Source organism: Sideroxyarcus emersonii (genome assembly GCF_021654335.1).
GTDB classification, from domain to species: domain Bacteria; phylum Pseudomonadota; class Gammaproteobacteria; order Burkholderiales; family Gallionellaceae; genus Sideroxyarcus; species Sideroxyarcus emersonii.
In genome coordinates, this window is the sequence record NZ_AP023423.1 from 1136099 (window position 1) to 1152677 (window position 16579).

The 16579-nt window shown below is 54.8% G+C and carries 18 protein-coding genes; 9 read left to right on the top strand and 9 right to left on the bottom strand.

The genetic code is table 11. The annotated features are described in order from the left end of the window. Positions 1-74 precede the first annotated feature (74 nt). Positions 75-551, bottom strand: a complete 477-nt coding sequence (locus L6418_RS05505; RefSeq protein WP_269807832.1) for a Mut7-C RNAse domain-containing protein — start codon at positions 549-551, stop codon at positions 75-77. A gap of 107 nt (positions 552-658) precedes the next feature. Here L6418_RS05505 and gloA point away from each other — a divergent pair, with 107 nt between their 5' ends. The 5 genes from gloA to L6418_RS05530 all read left to right on the top strand — a co-directional run bounded on the left by gloA (position 659) and on the right by L6418_RS05530 (position 5553). Continuing rightward, positions 659-1045, top strand: a complete 387-nt coding sequence (gene gloA / locus L6418_RS05510) for a lactoylglutathione lyase (protein WP_237248470.1) — start codon at positions 659-661, stop codon at positions 1043-1045. A 134-nt stretch (positions 1046-1179) separates the two neighbouring features. Continuing rightward, entirely contained in the window at positions 1180-1623 is a 444-nt protein-coding gene (locus L6418_RS05515) for a hypothetical protein (RefSeq protein WP_237248471.1), read from the top strand. A gap of 188 nt (positions 1624-1811) precedes the next feature. Further along, the gene (locus L6418_RS05520; protein ID WP_237248472.1) at positions 1812-2618 is read left to right on the top strand and encodes a hypothetical protein; all 807 of its coding nucleotides are present in this window, start codon (positions 1812-1814) and stop codon (positions 2616-2618) included. A 122-nt stretch (positions 2619-2740) separates the two neighbouring features. Continuing rightward, positions 2741-4171 carry a tetratricopeptide repeat protein gene (locus L6418_RS05525; protein WP_237248473.1) on the top strand — a complete coding sequence of 477 codons (1431 nt, stop codon included), beginning with the start codon at positions 2741-2743 and terminating at the stop codon, positions 4169-4171. Between the two features lie 182 nt (positions 4172-4353). Further along, a complete protein-coding gene (locus tag L6418_RS05530; protein WP_237248474.1) occupies positions 4354-5553 on the top strand; it encodes a hypothetical protein in 1200 nt (399 codons plus the stop codon). Positions 5554-5980: 427 nt separating this feature from the next. Here L6418_RS05530 and folD read toward each other — a convergent pair whose 3' ends face one another. The 6 genes from folD to L6418_RS05560 form a co-directional block, all read right to left on the bottom strand. Next, positions 5981-6835 carry a bifunctional methylenetetrahydrofolate dehydrogenase/methenyltetrahydrofolate cyclohydrolase FolD gene (gene folD, locus L6418_RS05535; RefSeq protein WP_237248475.1) on the bottom strand — a complete coding sequence of 285 codons (855 nt, stop codon included), beginning with the start codon at positions 6833-6835 and terminating at the stop codon, positions 5981-5983. Between the two features lie 17 nt (positions 6836-6852). After that, complete coding sequence (ppa, locus tag L6418_RS05540; RefSeq protein WP_237248476.1) at positions 6853-7401, bottom strand: inorganic diphosphatase; 549 nt, start codon at positions 7399-7401, stop codon at positions 6853-6855. A 103-nt stretch (positions 7402-7504) separates the two neighbouring features. Continuing rightward, entirely contained in the window at positions 7505-8599 is a 1095-nt protein-coding gene (locus L6418_RS05545) for an alkene reductase (RefSeq protein ID WP_237248477.1), read from the bottom strand. Positions 8600-8632: 33 nt separating this feature from the next. Next, complete coding sequence (locus L6418_RS05550) at positions 8633-9199, bottom strand: YceI family protein (RefSeq protein WP_237248478.1); 567 nt, start codon at positions 9197-9199, stop codon at positions 8633-8635. Positions 9200-9229: 30 nt separating this feature from the next. Then, positions 9230-9808 carry a YceI family protein gene (locus L6418_RS05555; RefSeq protein ID WP_237248479.1) on the bottom strand — a complete coding sequence of 193 codons (579 nt, stop codon included), beginning with the start codon at positions 9806-9808 and terminating at the stop codon, positions 9230-9232. A gap of 83 nt (positions 9809-9891) precedes the next feature. Further along, positions 9892-10758, bottom strand: a complete 867-nt coding sequence (locus L6418_RS05560; protein WP_237248480.1) for a pirin family protein — start codon at positions 10756-10758, stop codon at positions 9892-9894. Positions 10759-10849: 91 nt separating this feature from the next. Between L6418_RS05560 and L6418_RS05565 the strand changes: the two genes are divergently transcribed. The 3 genes from L6418_RS05565 to L6418_RS05575 all read left to right on the top strand — a co-directional run bounded on the left by L6418_RS05565 (position 10850) and on the right by L6418_RS05575 (position 13274). Beyond that, on the top strand, positions 10850-11755 hold the full coding sequence (locus L6418_RS05565; RefSeq protein ID WP_237248481.1) for a LysR family transcriptional regulator: 906 nt from the start codon (positions 10850-10852) through the stop codon (positions 11753-11755). A gap of 141 nt (positions 11756-11896) precedes the next feature. Further along, the gene (locus L6418_RS05570) at positions 11897-12961 is read left to right on the top strand and encodes a formylglycine-generating enzyme family protein (protein WP_237248482.1); all 1065 of its coding nucleotides are present in this window, start codon (positions 11897-11899) and stop codon (positions 12959-12961) included. A 124-nt stretch (positions 12962-13085) separates the two neighbouring features. Further along, complete coding sequence (locus tag L6418_RS05575; RefSeq protein ID WP_237248483.1) at positions 13086-13274, top strand: hypothetical protein; 189 nt, start codon at positions 13086-13088, stop codon at positions 13272-13274. Positions 13275-13369: 95 nt separating this feature from the next. Here the strand turns inward: L6418_RS05575 and L6418_RS05580 are convergent, their stop codons facing one another. Continuing rightward, complete coding sequence (locus tag L6418_RS05580) at positions 13370-13723, bottom strand: c-type cytochrome (protein ID WP_237248484.1); 354 nt, start codon at positions 13721-13723, stop codon at positions 13370-13372. A 483-nt stretch (positions 13724-14206) separates the two neighbouring features. On the opposite strand from L6418_RS05580, the gene L6418_RS05585 reads away from it, so the two are divergent. Beyond that, a complete protein-coding gene (locus L6418_RS05585) occupies positions 14207-14413 on the top strand; it encodes a hypothetical protein (protein ID WP_237248485.1) in 207 nt (68 codons plus the stop codon). A 142-nt stretch (positions 14414-14555) separates the two neighbouring features. Here L6418_RS05585 and L6418_RS05590 read toward each other — a convergent pair whose 3' ends face one another. After that, positions 14556-16574 carry a sodium-translocating pyrophosphatase gene (locus L6418_RS05590; protein ID WP_237248486.1) on the bottom strand — a complete coding sequence of 673 codons (2019 nt, stop codon included), beginning with the start codon at positions 16572-16574 and terminating at the stop codon, positions 14556-14558. Between the last annotated feature and the right edge of the window lie 5 nt (positions 16575-16579).

Genomic DNA, 16579 nt, shown 5'->3' on the forward strand with positions numbered 1-16579 from the left:
GGGGCTAAAGCCTCAACAACGCACGCAGCGCCGGAATGACGAAGCCGGGATTGTGTGACCGTGCTGGACGCTGCTTACGTTAGCCCCGATTGCCACTTGGCGAGGCGGGCATGCATGCGTTTGTAATGCGAGCCGCGCCAGTAGACCCTGCCGCATGAGGGGCAAACGCTCAGCGGTTCGTTTGGCCTGATCGCATCCGCAGGAGCTTTCGCAGCCGCTGCTGCATCGGCTGTCAGCAGCAGCGTATTGTCCACCAGGCAGCGGGTGAAGGCGTGACTGAGCCAGTCGAGCTGGAAGCGCGCCCTGAGCATGGCGGCATGCCGTTCAATATCGCCGTGCGGCAGGATCAGCGCAATGTCGCGCGCTGCCTTGTGCTCGCGTACCAATCGGTCCTGGGTCAGAAAATAGCGCCCTTCGTCATGGCACTGTCGCAGCAGATCGCGGTCCTGATGTCCGCCCTTGGCAAACAGCGTATCGTAGCCGGCGGCACGCAAATAGCGGCATAGCCGGCCCAGCATTTCATCGCAAAGAAAACGAGGGGGCGAATCCATTTCGGGATATTAAGCCAGATTCATTCGTTCGCGAGGGAAGCAGAAGACAACGTTTTTGCTCATAATGGCGAGCGGCAAACAATCGATCACATTTCAGGAGCGGCAAGATGCGAATACTGCATACCATGATACGGACCGGCGATCTCGACCGTTCCATCGACTTCTACACCAAGGTGATGGGCATGCGACTGCTGCGGCAGCACGACTATCCCGATGGGAAATTCACGCTGGCTTTTCTCGGCTATGGCGACGAAAGCGAGCAGGCTGCGATTGAGCTGACTTACAACTGGGGTGTCGATCGCTACGATATCGGTACAGGCTACGGGCATGTCGCCATCGAGGTCGATGATGTCTACGCTGCCTGTGACGAGATCAGGCAGCGAGGCGGAAAGGTGGTGCGAGAGGCCGGCCCGATGAAGGGTGGGACAAAGGCCATAGCGTTTGTTTGCGACCCCGATGGCTATATGATCGAACTGATTGGCAAGAAAGTCTGAGGGGCTGTGTTCTGGCTTGCGCAATCGGAGCGCAATCGAACGTTTTAGATAATGGTGTAGTCATGCGGCTAATTCTGTTGCTGATTGTGTCGCCCCTATTTATTTCTGGCTGCGGAGTAGTAGGGGGAGGGCTTGTGAGAGATGACTACCATATTTCAACTGTACCATTCTTCTATTCGGATGAATGCTCATCCACCGATAGCGTGCAAACTGGATGTCAAAGAAAGCCGCGTCAAATTACAGGGCGCTATTTTGTAGTGATGTGTCCTTCAAAGGAGTCTGGGGTGTTAACGAGTTGCAGCCAAGCCGAGGCTAACGCCCTCACCGTGGAAGACTTTGTTGCTACATGGGGGAAGCCGAAAGAACATGGAGAAAAATTCGGACTAGAATATATTTCCTACAATAACAGTATCGCTTGGCGTGGCTTCTTCGGTATCTTTATTATCATTCCACTACCACTAATTGCTCCTGTTGGACGCAATGAAACTATTCTTTTTTTCAAGGACGGTAGACTAATTCGCACAATGGTCGAGTTCGGACGTTGGGACTCTAAATTCGAGCCCGTACCACCGAGGTAAGGCAATGCTGAACGTCTGAAATGGGTTAGGAAGGGCAACTTATTTACGTCCGCTTTAGCGGAGGCTAGAGACGGTGGCGTTACCGAATGCAAACAGGCAAAATTCGGCCAGCTACAGACATTGATGGTTGCAACTATGTTTGATCGCTGGTGGAGCCAAATAATACGGCCTAAAAGTGAGGTACAAATATGTCGAAAGAGAACTGGACATACATATTATGGTCTTGGATCGCCTTATGGATATTTGTGACCTTTAATTATTTTGTACTCCATTTCCCTTTTTCTTTTGTTAGCACTAAAGATATTTTTAATACAGCAGTTGGTGGACTAATTGCTTTTGGATTTAATCTGGTTCTGCATGATAGGAAAGAAACAAAGGAAAATCTTGCAGCTGGTCTAGCAGCATTATTTACAATTAGAAGCCAGTTCGATGATTATTTGAATTGTAGGTTGGGTATATATAACTCAATTGCTACAACAAAAAGTGCCCAAATACCTGGCGCTCCGGACTGGTCATTTGTTAAGCCATTAGGTTTTAATTTTAACCCTTCAAATGTTTTTGATTTTAAATCTATAGACTTTCTCTTAACGTCACCATCGGGTAAGGATGTTTATCAGCATTTGCAACTGCTTGAGCGTACTTATTTAGATCTCATGGCTAGATATAACGATTTAAACGGTAGTGCGATCGAACTTCAAAAGACGATGTCGGGGATTATCCAAATAAAGTTTAATTACCAGCATCCCTCGTTTCAAACAATGGAATATGAAATTGGGCCAGAGTTAATTGGAAGAGTGATTAGTCAGCAACATTCCGTGATTGTTCGCCTTGTTCGTGATGAGGCAAGATATTCTAAAATTTTTGGAATGCTTCAGAACGAATTGCTAACTCGGTTCGGTGTTGAAGTGATAGGGAATAATGTGCATGAAATTCCAGTTGCCTATCGAAAGTCGAATTTACCTAAATTACCTCAGTCTCTTGCTAGTATCGTTTAGTAACATAGGTCATTCTAACTAAAATTGGCGCCCGCTTTTGAGAGCAATGTTCGTTAAGTTACCCAGGGACGAACGAAAAAATGGAGAATGGACGTCTCAAGCTGTGTGCATTTCGGACGCTCATGTTAGCAAAGGCAAACTGGGCGAAATCGGCCATGAACGGACGTTCACTCAAATCACCAGGGGCTTCTAAGCCTTGGAATAACAGGCATTCAGAGCAATATGCCGAATGGAAAATCACACGAAAATTTATATCAGGGATTAGCATGAAATTATTACAAGTAATTCTGCTGTTCTCGCTGTCAATAGTTTCTTGTAGTACGTTTGCAGTTGAAGAAACTTACATCCGCGAATACACATATCAAGCTAGCGAAGTTGATAGCAAGGTGTCGTCTAGAACACTTGCGCTACAGCAAGTCAAAACATTGCTGTTACAAGAGCTAGGAACTCATGTCAGCGCAATCGTATCGCAGCAAACTTCTTCAGATGGTATGAATCTCAACAAGGTTGACATTGAGACATTGTCTGCTGGGGTTGTTAAGATTGATATATTGGAGGAGAAGTGGAACGGCTCTGAGTATTACCTGAAGGCACAGATCAAAGCCGACCCAAATGACGTTCTTAAAGCAATCGATAAGATGCTCGATGTACAAAATAAGCAACAGCAGATTGATCGGCTTAATACGGCATTATCCAAGGCAAACGCCGCAAACAAAGATGCGGCGACCTCATTAAAAGAGTTAAGGAAAAAAACTGAAGCTGCATTGGCAGAAAATGAACGGCTAAAGAATCAATTTGCCAATATAAATACGGCTGAAGAACAGCAGCGAATTCAGGCAACTTATACGAAGAACGTTAATACAGTGTCTGCAGCAGAATTGTATAGACAAGGAGACCTGTACTACAGGCAAAAAGATTACTCTAGCGCAATAAAATTATATAGAGAGTCCGCAAATCTAGGCAATGCTGTTGCTCAAGCAGCCCTTGGATTTATGTACGCAAATGGGCTTGGTGTGCCTCAGGACTACATGCAGGCCGTGCACTGGTTCCAAGAATCGGCCAATCAAGAGAGCGCTTATGGTCAAGCTAATCTAGGATTTATGTACGACTACGGTTATGGTGTAAAACGAGATTTCACTAACGCAGTCTATTGGTATCAAAAGTCAGCCGATCAAGGGAATTCGTTTGGGCAGCATCAATTAGGTTTTATGTACTTCAGCGGCCATGGTGTAAATCAAAACTACTCTGAGGCGGTGTACTGGTTTCAAAAATCCGCTGATCAAGGGTTTGCTCTTGGTCAGTACATGTTGGGGAATATGTACGAATATGGACAGGGAGTTAATCAGAATAACAATAAGGCAGCTTATTGGTATCAAAAGGCTTCTGAGCAGGGTAATGCTTTGGCCCAAATGGCTTTGGGTATTGCATTCGAAAAAGGTCGTGGCGTTCAACAAGACTACAGCAAAGCAATTTACTGGTATCGGAAGGCTGCTGCTCAAGGTGCAAAATATGCTACGAAAAAACTCAAAGAACTCTCGCAAAAAGCTAATTAATGTGATTGCTGCAGTTGCAGCATGTTAACTTAAACAAGCTGCGCGAGTGATCAGCTAATCATTGATCACAGGTAAACAGATCTACTCGCCTTCGGCATTCGAGTTTAAAGTACCCTTGCACTACTTTTCGTAAGGCGCGAATCAGTACACCGCCGTACGATTGCATAAATTAGGGATATGGGATGCCTTTCGAAGACGATTTGCGAAACTTTATCAATTTGACCCATGCCTACGCATGGCGCCAGGCGAAAACTGTCGGGAAAGTACCCGATGAACCGGGGCTGGTTAGCGCCTTTATTGCCAAGCCAATGCTCGACGAGCTCGAACGATTGGTCAAGGCAGAGTTGGGAGCGAGTACAACGGTGTTGGTGGACGGCATATTTACCCACAAGACACCGACAGTCAGGCCGATGGTCGCGCCAAATTCAAATTCGGTAGAAATCGCCGATCTTATGCTGGTCCGTCAGCACGTCAATCCAAATACCGGCGTACCCATTTCCGGGCGGGCATTTCTTCTTCAGGCAAAGCGAAACACAGTACCCAACAGTGGGAATGTCGCTGCCGGAAACCCCTTAATTCAATTTAATCTCTACCAAAATTGGCCCCCTTTCGAAGGTACTACCCGCCTATCCCAAGGAGCGGCCAATAGTGCGAACTGGCGATTTCCGAATATACCGGGTAATCCATATGGTCGCTACCTGGCGGTTCTCGATGGTAATGCTTTCGTTCCAGCGGTTGCACCACCAGTTTGGCAAGGCTGCCCGGCTCGAAATGCGCAATTCGCTCCCTATACGTTTCCTGCCGAAGGGAGCTGGGGTTATGGAGAGATCGGCCCGTTAACCACCCCCGCTGCAGGCGTGAATTGCGGCACCGACTTTGCCCTCTTGCTCGCCAAGTTCATAAAAGGAAATGCAGGCGTTCCATTTACCCCCGGGCTGTGGTCCCAGACCGACCACTGGTCGACCTTCGTCACGGAAATGCTGGACCATGCCTTATCGACAAATTACACCTATTTATCCGCCCGAACAGGAATAACCCAGCCAACAAAGCGAATGGGGGGAATCTCTTCGTTTGTTGCGGCGCAACCAATTCTGGAACTGTTACGCAGGAGGTATTCGGTGGGATTCAACAAAGTGCTTGCGCGTCGGTTTTGGGATATTGATAAATTCGATGGGTGGCTCCCCTGGATCTATTGGCCTTGGCCAGATGGCAAATTCTTCGTGTCCTACCGCGATATTATCCGAGCCATTGCTCGCGAGGATGATGGTGACGTGCTTCCGCCTAAGGTCGGAAATGAGCAACCACCGGACGAACCTGGCTTTCCCAGCTTGCTATCGATAGTTACGATTGGAGATGAAACGCCGGAAGGGCTAAAAGGTTGATGAGGGTTTCTCTACTTGATGAATACTCAGTGGGATAGCTCGTCACAGCGATCGATATGAAGTTCTACTCTCTGGTCCGATGTAAATACGTGGGAATCAGCTAGCTGGCAATACAGGAAAGAGATTCGTTACATCTATTTTATTTGAAAGCGAGAGTAATACCCTACAGATTTAATTGACTGCCTCGGCCAGAAATTCTGGATTGGTGATTTTGGTTATCTCGTCCGCTAAGGGTTAGGAACCGACGTCTTAGGTTCAACAAAACGTTGGCTGGCAACGTCTGCTACTGAAGGAACAGCGGACATCGCTGCACCTTGAACAAACTCCCTGTCCAGCAAACCATTGATGTTGCTTATGGCCGAGCATCTGACCCTGCCAGATGAAATCTTGACTAGTCCTGCAACGCTTGGGGCGACATTGCGGCAGGTTATTTCCCGACGGTGCGTTCTGCCGATCGAACGGTGTTGGCCACCAGCATGGTGATGGTCATGGGGCCGACGCCGCCGGGCACGGGGGTAATCCAGCCGGCGACTTCCTTGGCGGAATCGAAATCCACGTCGCCGCACAATTTTCCATCCGCCATGCGGTTGATGCCGACGTCGATGACGGCAGCGCCCGGTTTGATCATGTCGCCGGTGATCATCTTCGGCTTGCCGGTGGCAACCACGAGGATATCGGCGTCGCGCGTGAACTTGGCGAGGTCGACCGTTTTCGAGGTGCAGATGGTGACGGTGGCGTTGGCTTGCAGCAACAGCATGGCCATCGGTTTGCCCACGATGTTGCTGCGGCCGATCACGACTGCATGCTTGCCTTCAATGGAAACCCCGCTCTTTTCCAGCAGTTTCATCGCGCCATAGGGGGTGCAGGGCGCGAAGCGCATGTTGCCGGTCGCCAGTGCGCCGACGTTGACCGGATGGAAACCGTCCACGTCCTTGTCCGGGCTGATGGCTTCGAGCACCTTGCCGCTGTCGATATGCCTGGGCACCGGCAGTTGCACCAGGATGCCGTGTATCTTCGGGTCTGCGTTCAGTGCAGCGATCCTGCCCAGCAGTGCCGCTTCCGATGTATCGGCAGGCATGACGATGTGCTCGGAATGCAGGCCGAGCTCGGCGCAGGCTTTTACCTTGTTGGCCACGTAGACTTTGGAGGCCGGGTCTTCGCCGACGATGATGACCGCGAGTCCGGGAACGATGCCGCGCGCCTTGAGGGCATCGGCGCGAGCTTTCCATTCGGCGCGTACTTCCTGCGCGATGGCCTTGCCGTCAATGATGCGTGCGGTCATGTTGATCTCCTTGTGTCTCAGAACTGCGGCTTGTCCGAGGATTTTTCGTAATTGGCAACGCCTGCCATGATCTCTTTGCGGGCTTCTTCCACATCACCCCAGCCGCCGATCTTCACCCATTTGTTGGGTTCGAGGTCCTTGTAGTGGGCGAAGAAGTGCTCGATCTGCTTCAGCACGATCTCTGGCAGTTCGGTATGGCTCTTCAGGCCACGATACAGGGTGGAGAGCTTGTCCACCGGCACCGCCAACACCTTGGCGTCGAAACCGGATTCGTCTTCCATCTTCAGCACGCACAGCGGGCGGCAACGTACCACGACTCCGCTGTTCAGCGGCACCGGGGTGATGACCAGCACGTCGACGGGGTCGCCGTCGTCGGACAGCGTATGCGGGATGTAACCGTAGTTGCAGGGGTAGTGCATCGCCGTATTCATGAAGCGATCCACGAAAATCGCACCGGATTCCTTGTCCACTTCATATTTCACTGGCTCGCCATGCATCGGGATCTCGATGATGACGTTGAAATCGTTGGGAAGATCCTTGCCGGAGGGGACTTTGTTCAAACTCATGGTGCGACGCCTTTACGTGAAAATTGAAAGGCGCGAATTGTATCACCGAGTGACCGTCTGCCAAAGACCGCCACCCGGTGCCAATACTGGTCAACAGCCCCGATCAGTAGTCGGTATAGCCCTTCTCGCCCGGTGTGTAGAAAGTGGCTGCGTCCGGCGCAGTCAATGCGGTCCCGTTCTGCAGTTTCTGCACCAGATCTGGATTAGCGATGAAGGGGCGGCCGAAGGCCACCAGGTCGCCACGCTGCGCATCAAGGTCGGCATGGGCGCGCGCCGCATCGTAGCCGCCGGACAGGATGTACTTGCCCGTGAAGTTGGCGCGGATCTTGGCCTTCAATTCCGGGCTGACTTCCGGTGCGCCCATCGAGCTGTGATCGACGACGTGGATGTACGCCAGGCCGAGCTTGTTCAATTCCTCGACCAGCCGCAGATACATCGCATCCATCTTGAGGTCGGAAACAGTGCCGTTGAACGCGCCATAAGGCGAGATGCGCATGCCGATGCGGTCGGCGCCGATCACGGCGACAGAGGCTTTGGCCACTTCCACGGCGAAGCGGATGCGGTTTTCGACGCTGCCGCCCCATTGGTCGGTGCGCTGATTGGTGGCGGTGTTGAAGAACTGGTCGATCAGGTAGCCGTTCGCGCCGTGCAGCTCGACGCCGTCGAAGCCCGCTTCGATCGCACGTTTCGACGCATTTGCATATTCGGCGATAGTGGAGAGGATCTCCGCTTCGTTCATTGCTGCGGGTACCGGATGCGGCTGCATGCCGCTGCTGTCGGTCCACATCTCGCCCGGGGCCGCAACGGCGGAAGGCGCCAGGATCCTGCTGCCAGCGGCCATGTTGGCCGGATGGCTGACGCGGCCGGTGTGCATCAACTGGATGAAAATCTTGCCGCCCCTGGCATGTACGGCATCGTTGACCTGTTTCCATCCCTTTACCTGCTCATCGCTGAATATGCCGGGAATGCGTGCGTAGCCGAGCCCGTTGGGGGAGGGGGATGTACCTTCGGTGATGATCAGGCCGGCAGTTGCACGGTCTGCGTAATATTTTTCCATCAGCGCGTTCGGCACATTGTCGATGGCGCGAGAGCGCGTCATCGGGGCCATCACGATACGGTTCTTCAACTGCAGTTTGCCCAGGGTGACAGGGGTGAACAGGATATTGCTCATGTCGTGCTCCTTGCTGACTTCGGACATATCTCCCCCTCGGCGGGAGGGGGAGATAACGGATTATTGCTTGATGGATTCGACCGGGATCGACAGGGTGACATCGTCGCCCACGTATGGCACATATTTGGCCATATTGAATTCAGAGCGCTTGACCTGTGCGGTGACGTTGGCGCCGCAAGCGTCCTTCTTGGCCATCGGGTGCGGCATGCACATCATCGAGGTCACGGTGAGCGTCACTGGTTTGGTGATGCCCTTGATGGTCAGGTTGCCGTCTACTGCGGCTACCTTGTCACCGTCGAACTTGACCTTGGTCGATTTGAAGGTGATCGTCGGATACTTCGCCGTATCGAAGAAATCTTCTCCCTGGATGTGTTCGTTGAACAGGGCGTAACCGGTATCCACCGACTTCGCATCGATCTCGACGTCCACTGCGCCAGTCTTGGCTGCGCGGTCAAGCGTGATCGTTCCCTTCACAGTATCGAAACGGCTGACCTGGTTGGAGTAGCCGAAGTGGCTGTACTCGAAACGCGGCTTGGTATGGTTGGTGTCGATGACATAGGTTTCAGACGCGGCATAAGCGACCGAAGACATCGAAGCGGCCAGGGCCAGGGCGACTAATTTATTCATGGTGTTCTCCTGTGGTTGATGAAGTTAAAGCTACTTGTGACTGGGTGCTGCATTCACTACAACGTGAAACTTGATCTGGATCTCGTTCGCGACCGAGCTGACATCGGTCCATTCGCCTTCACCTATCATGTAGTCGAGTCGCTTGATGGTGAAGGCGCCATCGAACGAGCCATGCGTTCCATTGGCCTGGAAGGTGACAGGCGTGGTGACATCCAGCGTCCTGCCCTTGATGCTGAGCTTGCCGGTTGCCTGATAGCGGTTGCCGCCCAGCGCCTTGAGGTCGGTGGAAACGAAACTGGCGGTGGGGTAATCCTTGGCGTTGAACCATTTTTTGCCGACCACTTCTTCGTTGCCTTCGGCCGAGCCGGTATCGATGCTGGAAACGTTGATGTCGATGCGCGCCTGAGCTTTGGCCAGCTTGGCAGGATCGAAGTAGATCTGGGCCGAGAACTGGTTGAACTTGCCTTCCAGCGGCACGCCCATTTGCGTGAAGCCGAACGTCACGGCGCTTTCGCTCGGCTGCACCTGCCTGAACTCGGCCGCACCGGCCGGGCTGGTCAGCAGTATCAGGGCGGCAACGCTGCCAATGTACTTGATTGCGGTATTCATTTTTCTCCTTGCTGAATGCGTTCGTATTCGACCTGTGCCAGATGACGCCATGATGAATGCCGGGTTCTGTGGCATCGCGAGCGTCAGGCGAGGCGGCCTGAACGATAATCGTCCAGCGCTTCGTGTATCTGCTGTTGGGTGTTCATCACGAACGGTCCGTACTGCACGATGGGTTCCTTGAGCGGTTTGCCTGCGACCAGGATCAGGCGCGCGTCTTCCGCTGCGGCAAGCATGATGCCGTCGGCCCCCGGGGTGTTGCCCAGTATGCCCATGCGCTGCGCTCCCACTGGCATGCCGCCGGCTTGCACCGTGCCGCGGTAGACATAGATGAACGCGTTGTGCGTTTCGGGCACCGCGGTCGAGAACGAACTGCCTGCCGGCAGGTGGATATCGAGATACAGCGGTTCGGTCGTTTCGCGCGTGACGGCCCCGGCCACGCCGTTGCTGTGTCCGGCGATCACGCGTACGGTGACATTGTCGGCCGTGGTGTATTCCGGGATGTCCTCGCTGGCGAAATCCTTGTACCAGGGCGCGCTCATTTTTTGTTGTGCCGGGAGGTTCAGCCAGAGCTGGAAACCTTCCATCACTCCGTCTTTTTGTTCCGGAATCTCCGAATGGATCACGCCGCGTCCCGCGGTCATCCATTGCACGCCGCCATTGCCCAGCAGGCCCTCGTGTCCGGCGCTGTCGCGATGACGCATGCGCCCGGCAAGCATGTAGGTCACTGTTTCGAAACCGCGATGGGGATGATCGGGAAATCCGGCGATGTAATCGTCCGGATCGTCGCTGCCGAACGCATCGAGCATCAGGAACGGGTCGAGCCGGTGTTGCAATTTGCCGGTCAGCACGCGGGTCAGCTTGACGCCGGCACCGTCCGAAGTGGCGATGCCCTCGACCAGGCGTTCTATGGTGCGCGATTGCCGCAATTTTGTCTGGGTGGCGATATTCATGGCAACTCTCCTTGGTGGAGTAAAGTGCTTGCATATTATGCGTCCCGAAAAGATAGATAAAGCCGCTAATTCGGGATAGACTGTCCCATAAATGGAACAAAAAAATATCTCTGCCGATGATTACATCCTGTTTGTCGCTGTCGCCGACCAGGAAAGTCTGGTGCGGGCCGCCGAGCAGCTCGGCATGCCCAAGGCCACGGTTTCGCGCCGTTTGACCAACCTGGAAACCGCGCTGGGGCAGCGCTTGTTGCTGCGCACGACGCGCCGGCTGACGCTCACCGAGTTCGGACAGGAGTTCCTCGATCACTGCCGCCGTGTGGCCGAGGAGGTGGCGACCACGCAGGATTTCGTCCGCAGCCAGGATGTGCAGCCGCATGGTCGTCTGCGGGTCTCCATGCCGGAAGATTATGCCAAGCACAATCTGTCGCGCGCGCTGGCCACTTTCATCGAAGCCTACCCGGAGATCCAGCTCGATCTCGATCTGAGTTCGCGCCGGGTCGACCTGATCGGAGAACGGTTCGATCTCGCCATCCGCATGGGCAGCCTGGAAAACGATTCCACGCTGGTCGCCCGCAAGATAGACGAGCAGCACTTCGGCCTGTATGCCAGTCCCATCTACCTGAGCCTGCATCCCGCGCCGAAACACCCGGATGAGTTGCTGCAGCACGTTGCGGTCCGGTTGCTTTCCGATCACGGCGATTCCGTTCCGTGGAAGCTGTCACGCGGCAAGGCGATCTGGGAGGGGGTTCCTTCCGGGCGGCTGGCGTTGAATTCCATCGGCCTCATCCAGCAGGTGTTGCTGGACGGCGCCGGGATCGGCGCCTTGCCCGACCGGTTCGCGCAGGAGGATGTACGCATGAAACGGCTGGTGCGCGTGTTGCCGGAATGGTGTCTGCCTTCCGTGCCGGCATGGGCGGTGATGCCGATGCGCCGCTACCTGCCGGCCAAGACGCGAGCTTTTCTCGATCATCTCGATCGCTTCATGGAAAAGGGATAGGCCGCTGCGGCCGATCGGCAGCTTGATGAAAAACCATGTCGAAAAAGCGGCTACAATGCTCGACTGATTGCACCGACAATGCGCACGATAGGGAGTGATATTTTGGTAAACATTCGGAAAGGCCTGCTGGCTGTTCTTTTCTTGCTCTGTACACCGGCATTGGCCGAGGTGGCGAAGGATCCCTTCCAGGAAATCGCCGCCAAATATCTGGCAGCCGATCCCAAGCCGGTGCTGTCGGAAGAGGCGCACAAGTACAAGGTGCAGGCGGAATTCGCCGTGCAGGAGAAGCGTAACGACAAGGCAATCGAACTGTACGGCAAGGCGCTGGAGATTGCCCCGTGGTGGCCGGAAGGGCATTACCAGTTGGCGCTGGTGCTGGGAGAAACGAAGAAATATCGCGATGCGATGCGCGAAATGAAGCGTTATTTGCTGCTTGCGCCAGCCGCCCCCGAAGCGCGTGCGGCGCAGGACAAGATATACCAGTGGGAGAGCGTGGCAGAACCCGAAGCGGGCAGGACATTCAAGGATTGTCCGGAATGCCCTGAGATGGTGGAGCTGCCGGCGGGCAGCTTCGACATGGGCTCGAACAATGGCGAGGCCGACGAGAAACCGGTGCATCCCGTCGCCATCGCGCAGCCTTTCGCCATCGGCAAGACCGAGGTCACCCAGGCGCAATGGCGCGCGATCATGGGCAACGATCCCAGTTATTTCTCGACTTGCGGCGATACCTGCCCGGTGGAGCAGGTCAGCTGGGATGACGCCCAGGCGTTCATCCAGAAACTCAATGCCAGGACCGGCAAGCAATACCGGTTACCGACCGAGGCTGAATGGGAATATGCCTGTCGCGCGGGCAAGCAGCAGGAATATTGCGGCAGCGACAGCGGGGACAGCGTGTCGTGGAACAGTTTCAACAGCGGCAGCTTCTTCTTCAACACACCGCATCCGGTGGCGACCAAGCAGGCCAATGCCTTTGGCCTGTTCGACATGAGCGGCAACGTGTGGGAGTGGGTCGAGGACAACTACCATGACGATTACAACGGCGCCCCGGCCGATGGCAGTGCATGGATGGGCGGTTCGATGCATGTGCTGCGCGGCGGCTCCTGGGGATATGACCAGAAATTCGGGCGAGCGGCATCCCGCTCCAAGTTCGGCTCCACCTATCGTTACTACAGTTACGGATTCCGCCTGGCGCGTACGCTGCCGTAATCGATCCGCGATCGATGCGATAAGTTATGACAGCGCAGGGCGGATACCGGGGCGGGCTGGACATGCCGCCAAGGCGCCCTGAGCGGGCGACAGGATTCGACAATTCAAGGGGAAGGAGTACCCAATGTTCAAGCTACCCGCCGTGATCGTCTACATGATCATTGCTTTCAACATCACCGCATTCACCGTGCTGCTGCAACTGGACATGCTGATCATCAAGTCGGTCATTTTCAAGATCATCGCCTGGGCCTTCACCATCGGCGCCTGGGCGCTGGCGTATGTCAACCGGGATAAGGTGTGGGAAATGTTCTGACCTGCTGATACCGCTTCGAAGGGGGGCGTGTTGCAAAAGCAAACAGCAAATAAAAAAGCCGACTTGCGTCGGCTTTTTCGTATACAGCTACTGACTTACTTGGCCAAGCCCAGAACGAATTCAACCAGTTCCTTGATCTGGTCTTGCTTCTTGCCAGCTGGATCGTTAGGAACCATGGCTGCGGAGCCCCAGTTGCCGGAACCACCTTGGGAAACCTTCATCATCAGGCCTTCAACCAGGGGATATTCCTTGCCCTTGAAAGTGTAGCTCTTGGCGCCTTTGTATTTCTTGGCAACATCCATCCAGGCCGGGCCAACCACTTTGTGGTCGATCGCGTGGCAAGCAACGCAGTTGTTCTTTTTGGCCAGTTCCGGCATTTCTGCGGCCATTGCGCTGCCAGCAACCATCAGCCCTGCTGCAACTGTCATGCTTACGAGAATAGACTTCATGTGTTTCCCCCTTGTAGAGTTAGTGAATAATAAATGTGAAAATTACGTATCTTATCTGTCCGCCCATTCATACGAATAAGGAGGCGTGATCGCGTTTCAGGACAGCTCGATACTCCATATCCTAGCAATGATTAAGTTAATAATTCGTTAATAAAGCATTAAATATGGGTTAATTTGCGTTTGCTGCAACAGCCTTGTGAGCCGAAGATTCAAGTCAGGTAAAAATTGCGCCAGTGCTGACTCACGATGATGGCAAGAACGATCTGACGGCCGCCTGGAAGGAGGGCCCCCGCGCTGTCATAAGCCTGGCACAGCGGGCTCACAACCGTTCATCCTCGATGGGCAAACCGCCCATCTCCTTTTGTACCGACAAATCGCCCGCATCCCGAACGACGCACGGTCTTGGGTCGGAGAGTTGATCTTTGATAGCGTGGAATTCCGCCAGTGGTAATGCTTGGCATTATTGAATGGAAGGAAGAGATCATGGGCAAATTGGACAGGATCGAAAACGATTGGGAACAGCTTTTCATGCAGTACAAGAATCCGAGCGGGGATGCCGTGATATGCATGGTGCACAAGTCATCCAGGAAACGCCTCTACTATGACGTCAAGTCAAACCGCTTCCTGTCCAGGCGCGAAGCGCAGAAATACACCATAGACCTGACAGGCCAGTTTCTGGTTCTTCGCTGATCGGACTGCTGTCGCCGGTGTCGAACTGAAGATGGCTGACGCCATGCCTGCGCATCTTGTATCCAGCTCGCATTAATCGTCCGTGCAACAAAAATGGCCGGCGGCTGCCGGCCATTTGCTGGGCGCTGGGGCCAGGTTGCGTTTACAGCAGCGGTACGATCATCAGCGCAACGATGTTGATGATCTTGATCAGTGGATTCACCGCCGGACCTGCAGTGTCCTTGTAGGGGTCGCCCACGGTATCGCCGGTCACTGCGGCTTTGTGGGCTTCCGAGCCTTTGCCGCCATAGTTGCCTTCCTCGATATATTTCTTCGCATTGTCCCATGCACCGCCGCCGGTGGTCATGGAGATGGCAACGAAGATGCCGGTGACGATGGTGCCGACCAGCACACCGCCAAGCGCTTGCGCTCCCAGAGTCAAACCGACCACCACCGGAACGGCGACTGGCAACAGCGAAGGAACGATCATTTCCTTGATGGCCGCTTTGGTCAGCATGTCCACGCAAGTGCCGTATTCGGGTTTGCTGGTGCCTTCCATGATGCCCGGGATTTCCTTGAATTGGCGCCGCACTTCGATCACCACGCTGCCTGCCGCACGGCCCACCGCCTCCATGCCCATCGCCGCGAACAGGTAGGGCACCATGCCGCCGATGAAGAGGCCGATGATCACCATGTGGTTGGACAGGTCGAACGTCAGATTATGTCCGCTGGCGGTGAGCGCATGCGTGTAGTCCGCGAACAGTACCAGTGCCGCGAGACCTGCAGAGCCGATCGCGTAGCCCTTGGTGACTGCCTTTGTCGTGTTTCCTACCGCATCCAGTGCATCGGTGATCACGCGTATGTCATGGGGCAGGTGTGACATCTCGGCGATACCGCCGGCATTGTCGGTGATCGGGCCATAGGCATCCAGCGCCACGATGATGCCGGCCATGGAGAGCATCGAAGTTGCGGCGATGGCGATTCCATACAGTCCGGCAAAATGGAAAGCGGTCCAGATGGCGATGCATACCGCGATGACCGGCGCTGCGGTGGATTTCATCGATACGCCCAGGCCCGCGATGATGTTGGTGCCGTGTCCGGTGGTGGAAGCCAGTGCGATGTGGCGTACCGGGCTGAACTCGGTGGCGGTGTAGTACTCGGTGATCCATACCAGCGCGGCGGTAAGGATCAGGCCCACGACCGCAGAAGCATACAGCGCATTGACGCTGTAGACACCATTGTCAGCCATCATCCATTTGGTGATCGGGTAGAAAGCGATCAGCGCCAGCGCGGCAGAAACCGCGAGGCCGCGATACAGCGCGTTCATGATCTTGCCGCCCTCGCGCGCCTTGACGAAGAAGGTGCCGACGATGGAGGCGATGATGGAGAAACCGCCCAGTACCAGTGGATAGATCACCGCATTGGGGCCGGCGTTCGCCATCAGCAGGCCACCGAGCAGCATGGTGGCGATGATGGTCACCGCATAGGTCTCGAACAGGTCGGCAGCCATGCCTGCGCAATCGCCGACGTTATCGCCGACGTTGTCGGCAATCACCGCGGGATTGCGCGGGTCATCCTCGGGGATGCCGGCCTCGACTTTGCCGACCAGGTCGGCGCCGACGTCCGCGCCTTTGGTAAAGATGCCGCCGCCGAGACGGGCGAAGATGGAGATCAGCGAGCCGCCGAAGCCGAGACCCACCAGAGCGTGCGTGGCTTCAGTGGAACTTGCTCCCATGCCGGTGAGGAAGACGTAGTAGCCTGCCACGCCGAGCAGCCCCAGACCCACCACCAGCATGCCGGTGATCGCGCCGCCCTTGAAGGCGATGTTGAGTGCGGGGTTGAGCCCGTGTTTCGCTGCCTCGGCAGTGCGTACGTTGGCACGCACAGAAACATTCATGCCGATGAAGCCGGTCAGGCCGGAGAGGAGGGCGCCGATGGCGAAGCCGAAGGCGGTCTTCCAGCCCAGCGCGATCAGGATGACGACGAACAAGGCTGCGCCAACCCAGGCAATGGCGGTGTACTGGCGTTTCAGGTAAGCGGATGCCCCCTCCTGTACGGCGGCGGCGATGCGCTGCATTTCGGCGCTACCGGTCGATTTTCCAAGTATCCATTTGCTTGAAAGTACGCCATACAGAATCGCTGCAATCGCACAAAACAGCGCAAATCCCAGGCCACTTGCCATGATGT

What these genes read in the sequence shown, in the direction of transcription:
- L6418_RS05505 (WP_269807832.1), bottom strand. Translation starts at nt 551, where the DNA reads ATGGATTCGCCCCCTCGTTTTCTTTGCGATGAAATGCTGGGCCGGCTA.
- gloA (WP_237248470.1), top strand. Translation starts at nt 659, where the DNA reads ATGCGAATACTGCATACCATGATACGGACCGGCGATCTCGACCGTTCC.
- L6418_RS05520 (WP_237248472.1), top strand. Translation starts at nt 1,812, where the DNA reads ATGTCGAAAGAGAACTGGACATACATATTATGGTCTTGGATCGCCTTA.
- L6418_RS05525 (WP_237248473.1), top strand. Translation starts at nt 2,741, where the DNA reads ATGTTAGCAAAGGCAAACTGGGCGAAATCGGCCATGAACGGACGTTCA.
- L6418_RS05530 (WP_237248474.1), top strand. Translation starts at nt 4,354, where the DNA reads ATGCCTTTCGAAGACGATTTGCGAAACTTTATCAATTTGACCCATGCC.
- folD (WP_237248475.1), bottom strand. Translation starts at nt 6,835, where the DNA reads ATGACCGCACGCATCATTGACGGCAAGGCCATCGCGCAGGAAGTACGC.
- ppa (WP_237248476.1), bottom strand. Translation starts at nt 7,401, where the DNA reads ATGAGTTTGAACAAAGTCCCCTCCGGCAAGGATCTTCCCAACGATTTC.
- L6418_RS05545 (WP_237248477.1), bottom strand. Translation starts at nt 8,599, where the DNA reads ATGTCCGAAGTCAGCAAGGAGCACGACATGAGCAATATCCTGTTCACC.
- L6418_RS05550 (WP_237248478.1), bottom strand. Translation starts at nt 9,199, where the DNA reads ATGAATAAATTAGTCGCCCTGGCCCTGGCCGCTTCGATGTCTTCGGTC.
- L6418_RS05555 (WP_237248479.1), bottom strand. Translation starts at nt 9,808, where the DNA reads ATGAATACCGCAATCAAGTACATTGGCAGCGTTGCCGCCCTGATACTG.
- L6418_RS05560 (WP_237248480.1), bottom strand. Translation starts at nt 10,758, where the DNA reads ATGAATATCGCCACCCAGACAAAATTGCGGCAATCGCGCACCATAGAA.
- L6418_RS05565 (WP_237248481.1), top strand. Translation starts at nt 10,850, where the DNA reads ATGGAACAAAAAAATATCTCTGCCGATGATTACATCCTGTTTGTCGCT.
- L6418_RS05575 (WP_237248483.1), top strand. Translation starts at nt 13,086, where the DNA reads ATGTTCAAGCTACCCGCCGTGATCGTCTACATGATCATTGCTTTCAAC.
- L6418_RS05580 (WP_237248484.1), bottom strand. Translation starts at nt 13,723, where the DNA reads ATGAAGTCTATTCTCGTAAGCATGACAGTTGCAGCAGGGCTGATGGTT.
- L6418_RS05585 (WP_237248485.1), top strand. Translation starts at nt 14,207, where the DNA reads ATGGGCAAATTGGACAGGATCGAAAACGATTGGGAACAGCTTTTCATG.
- L6418_RS05590 (WP_237248486.1), bottom strand. Translation starts at nt 16,574, where the DNA reads ATGGCAAGTGGCCTGGGATTTGCGCTGTTTTGTGCGATTGCAGCGATT.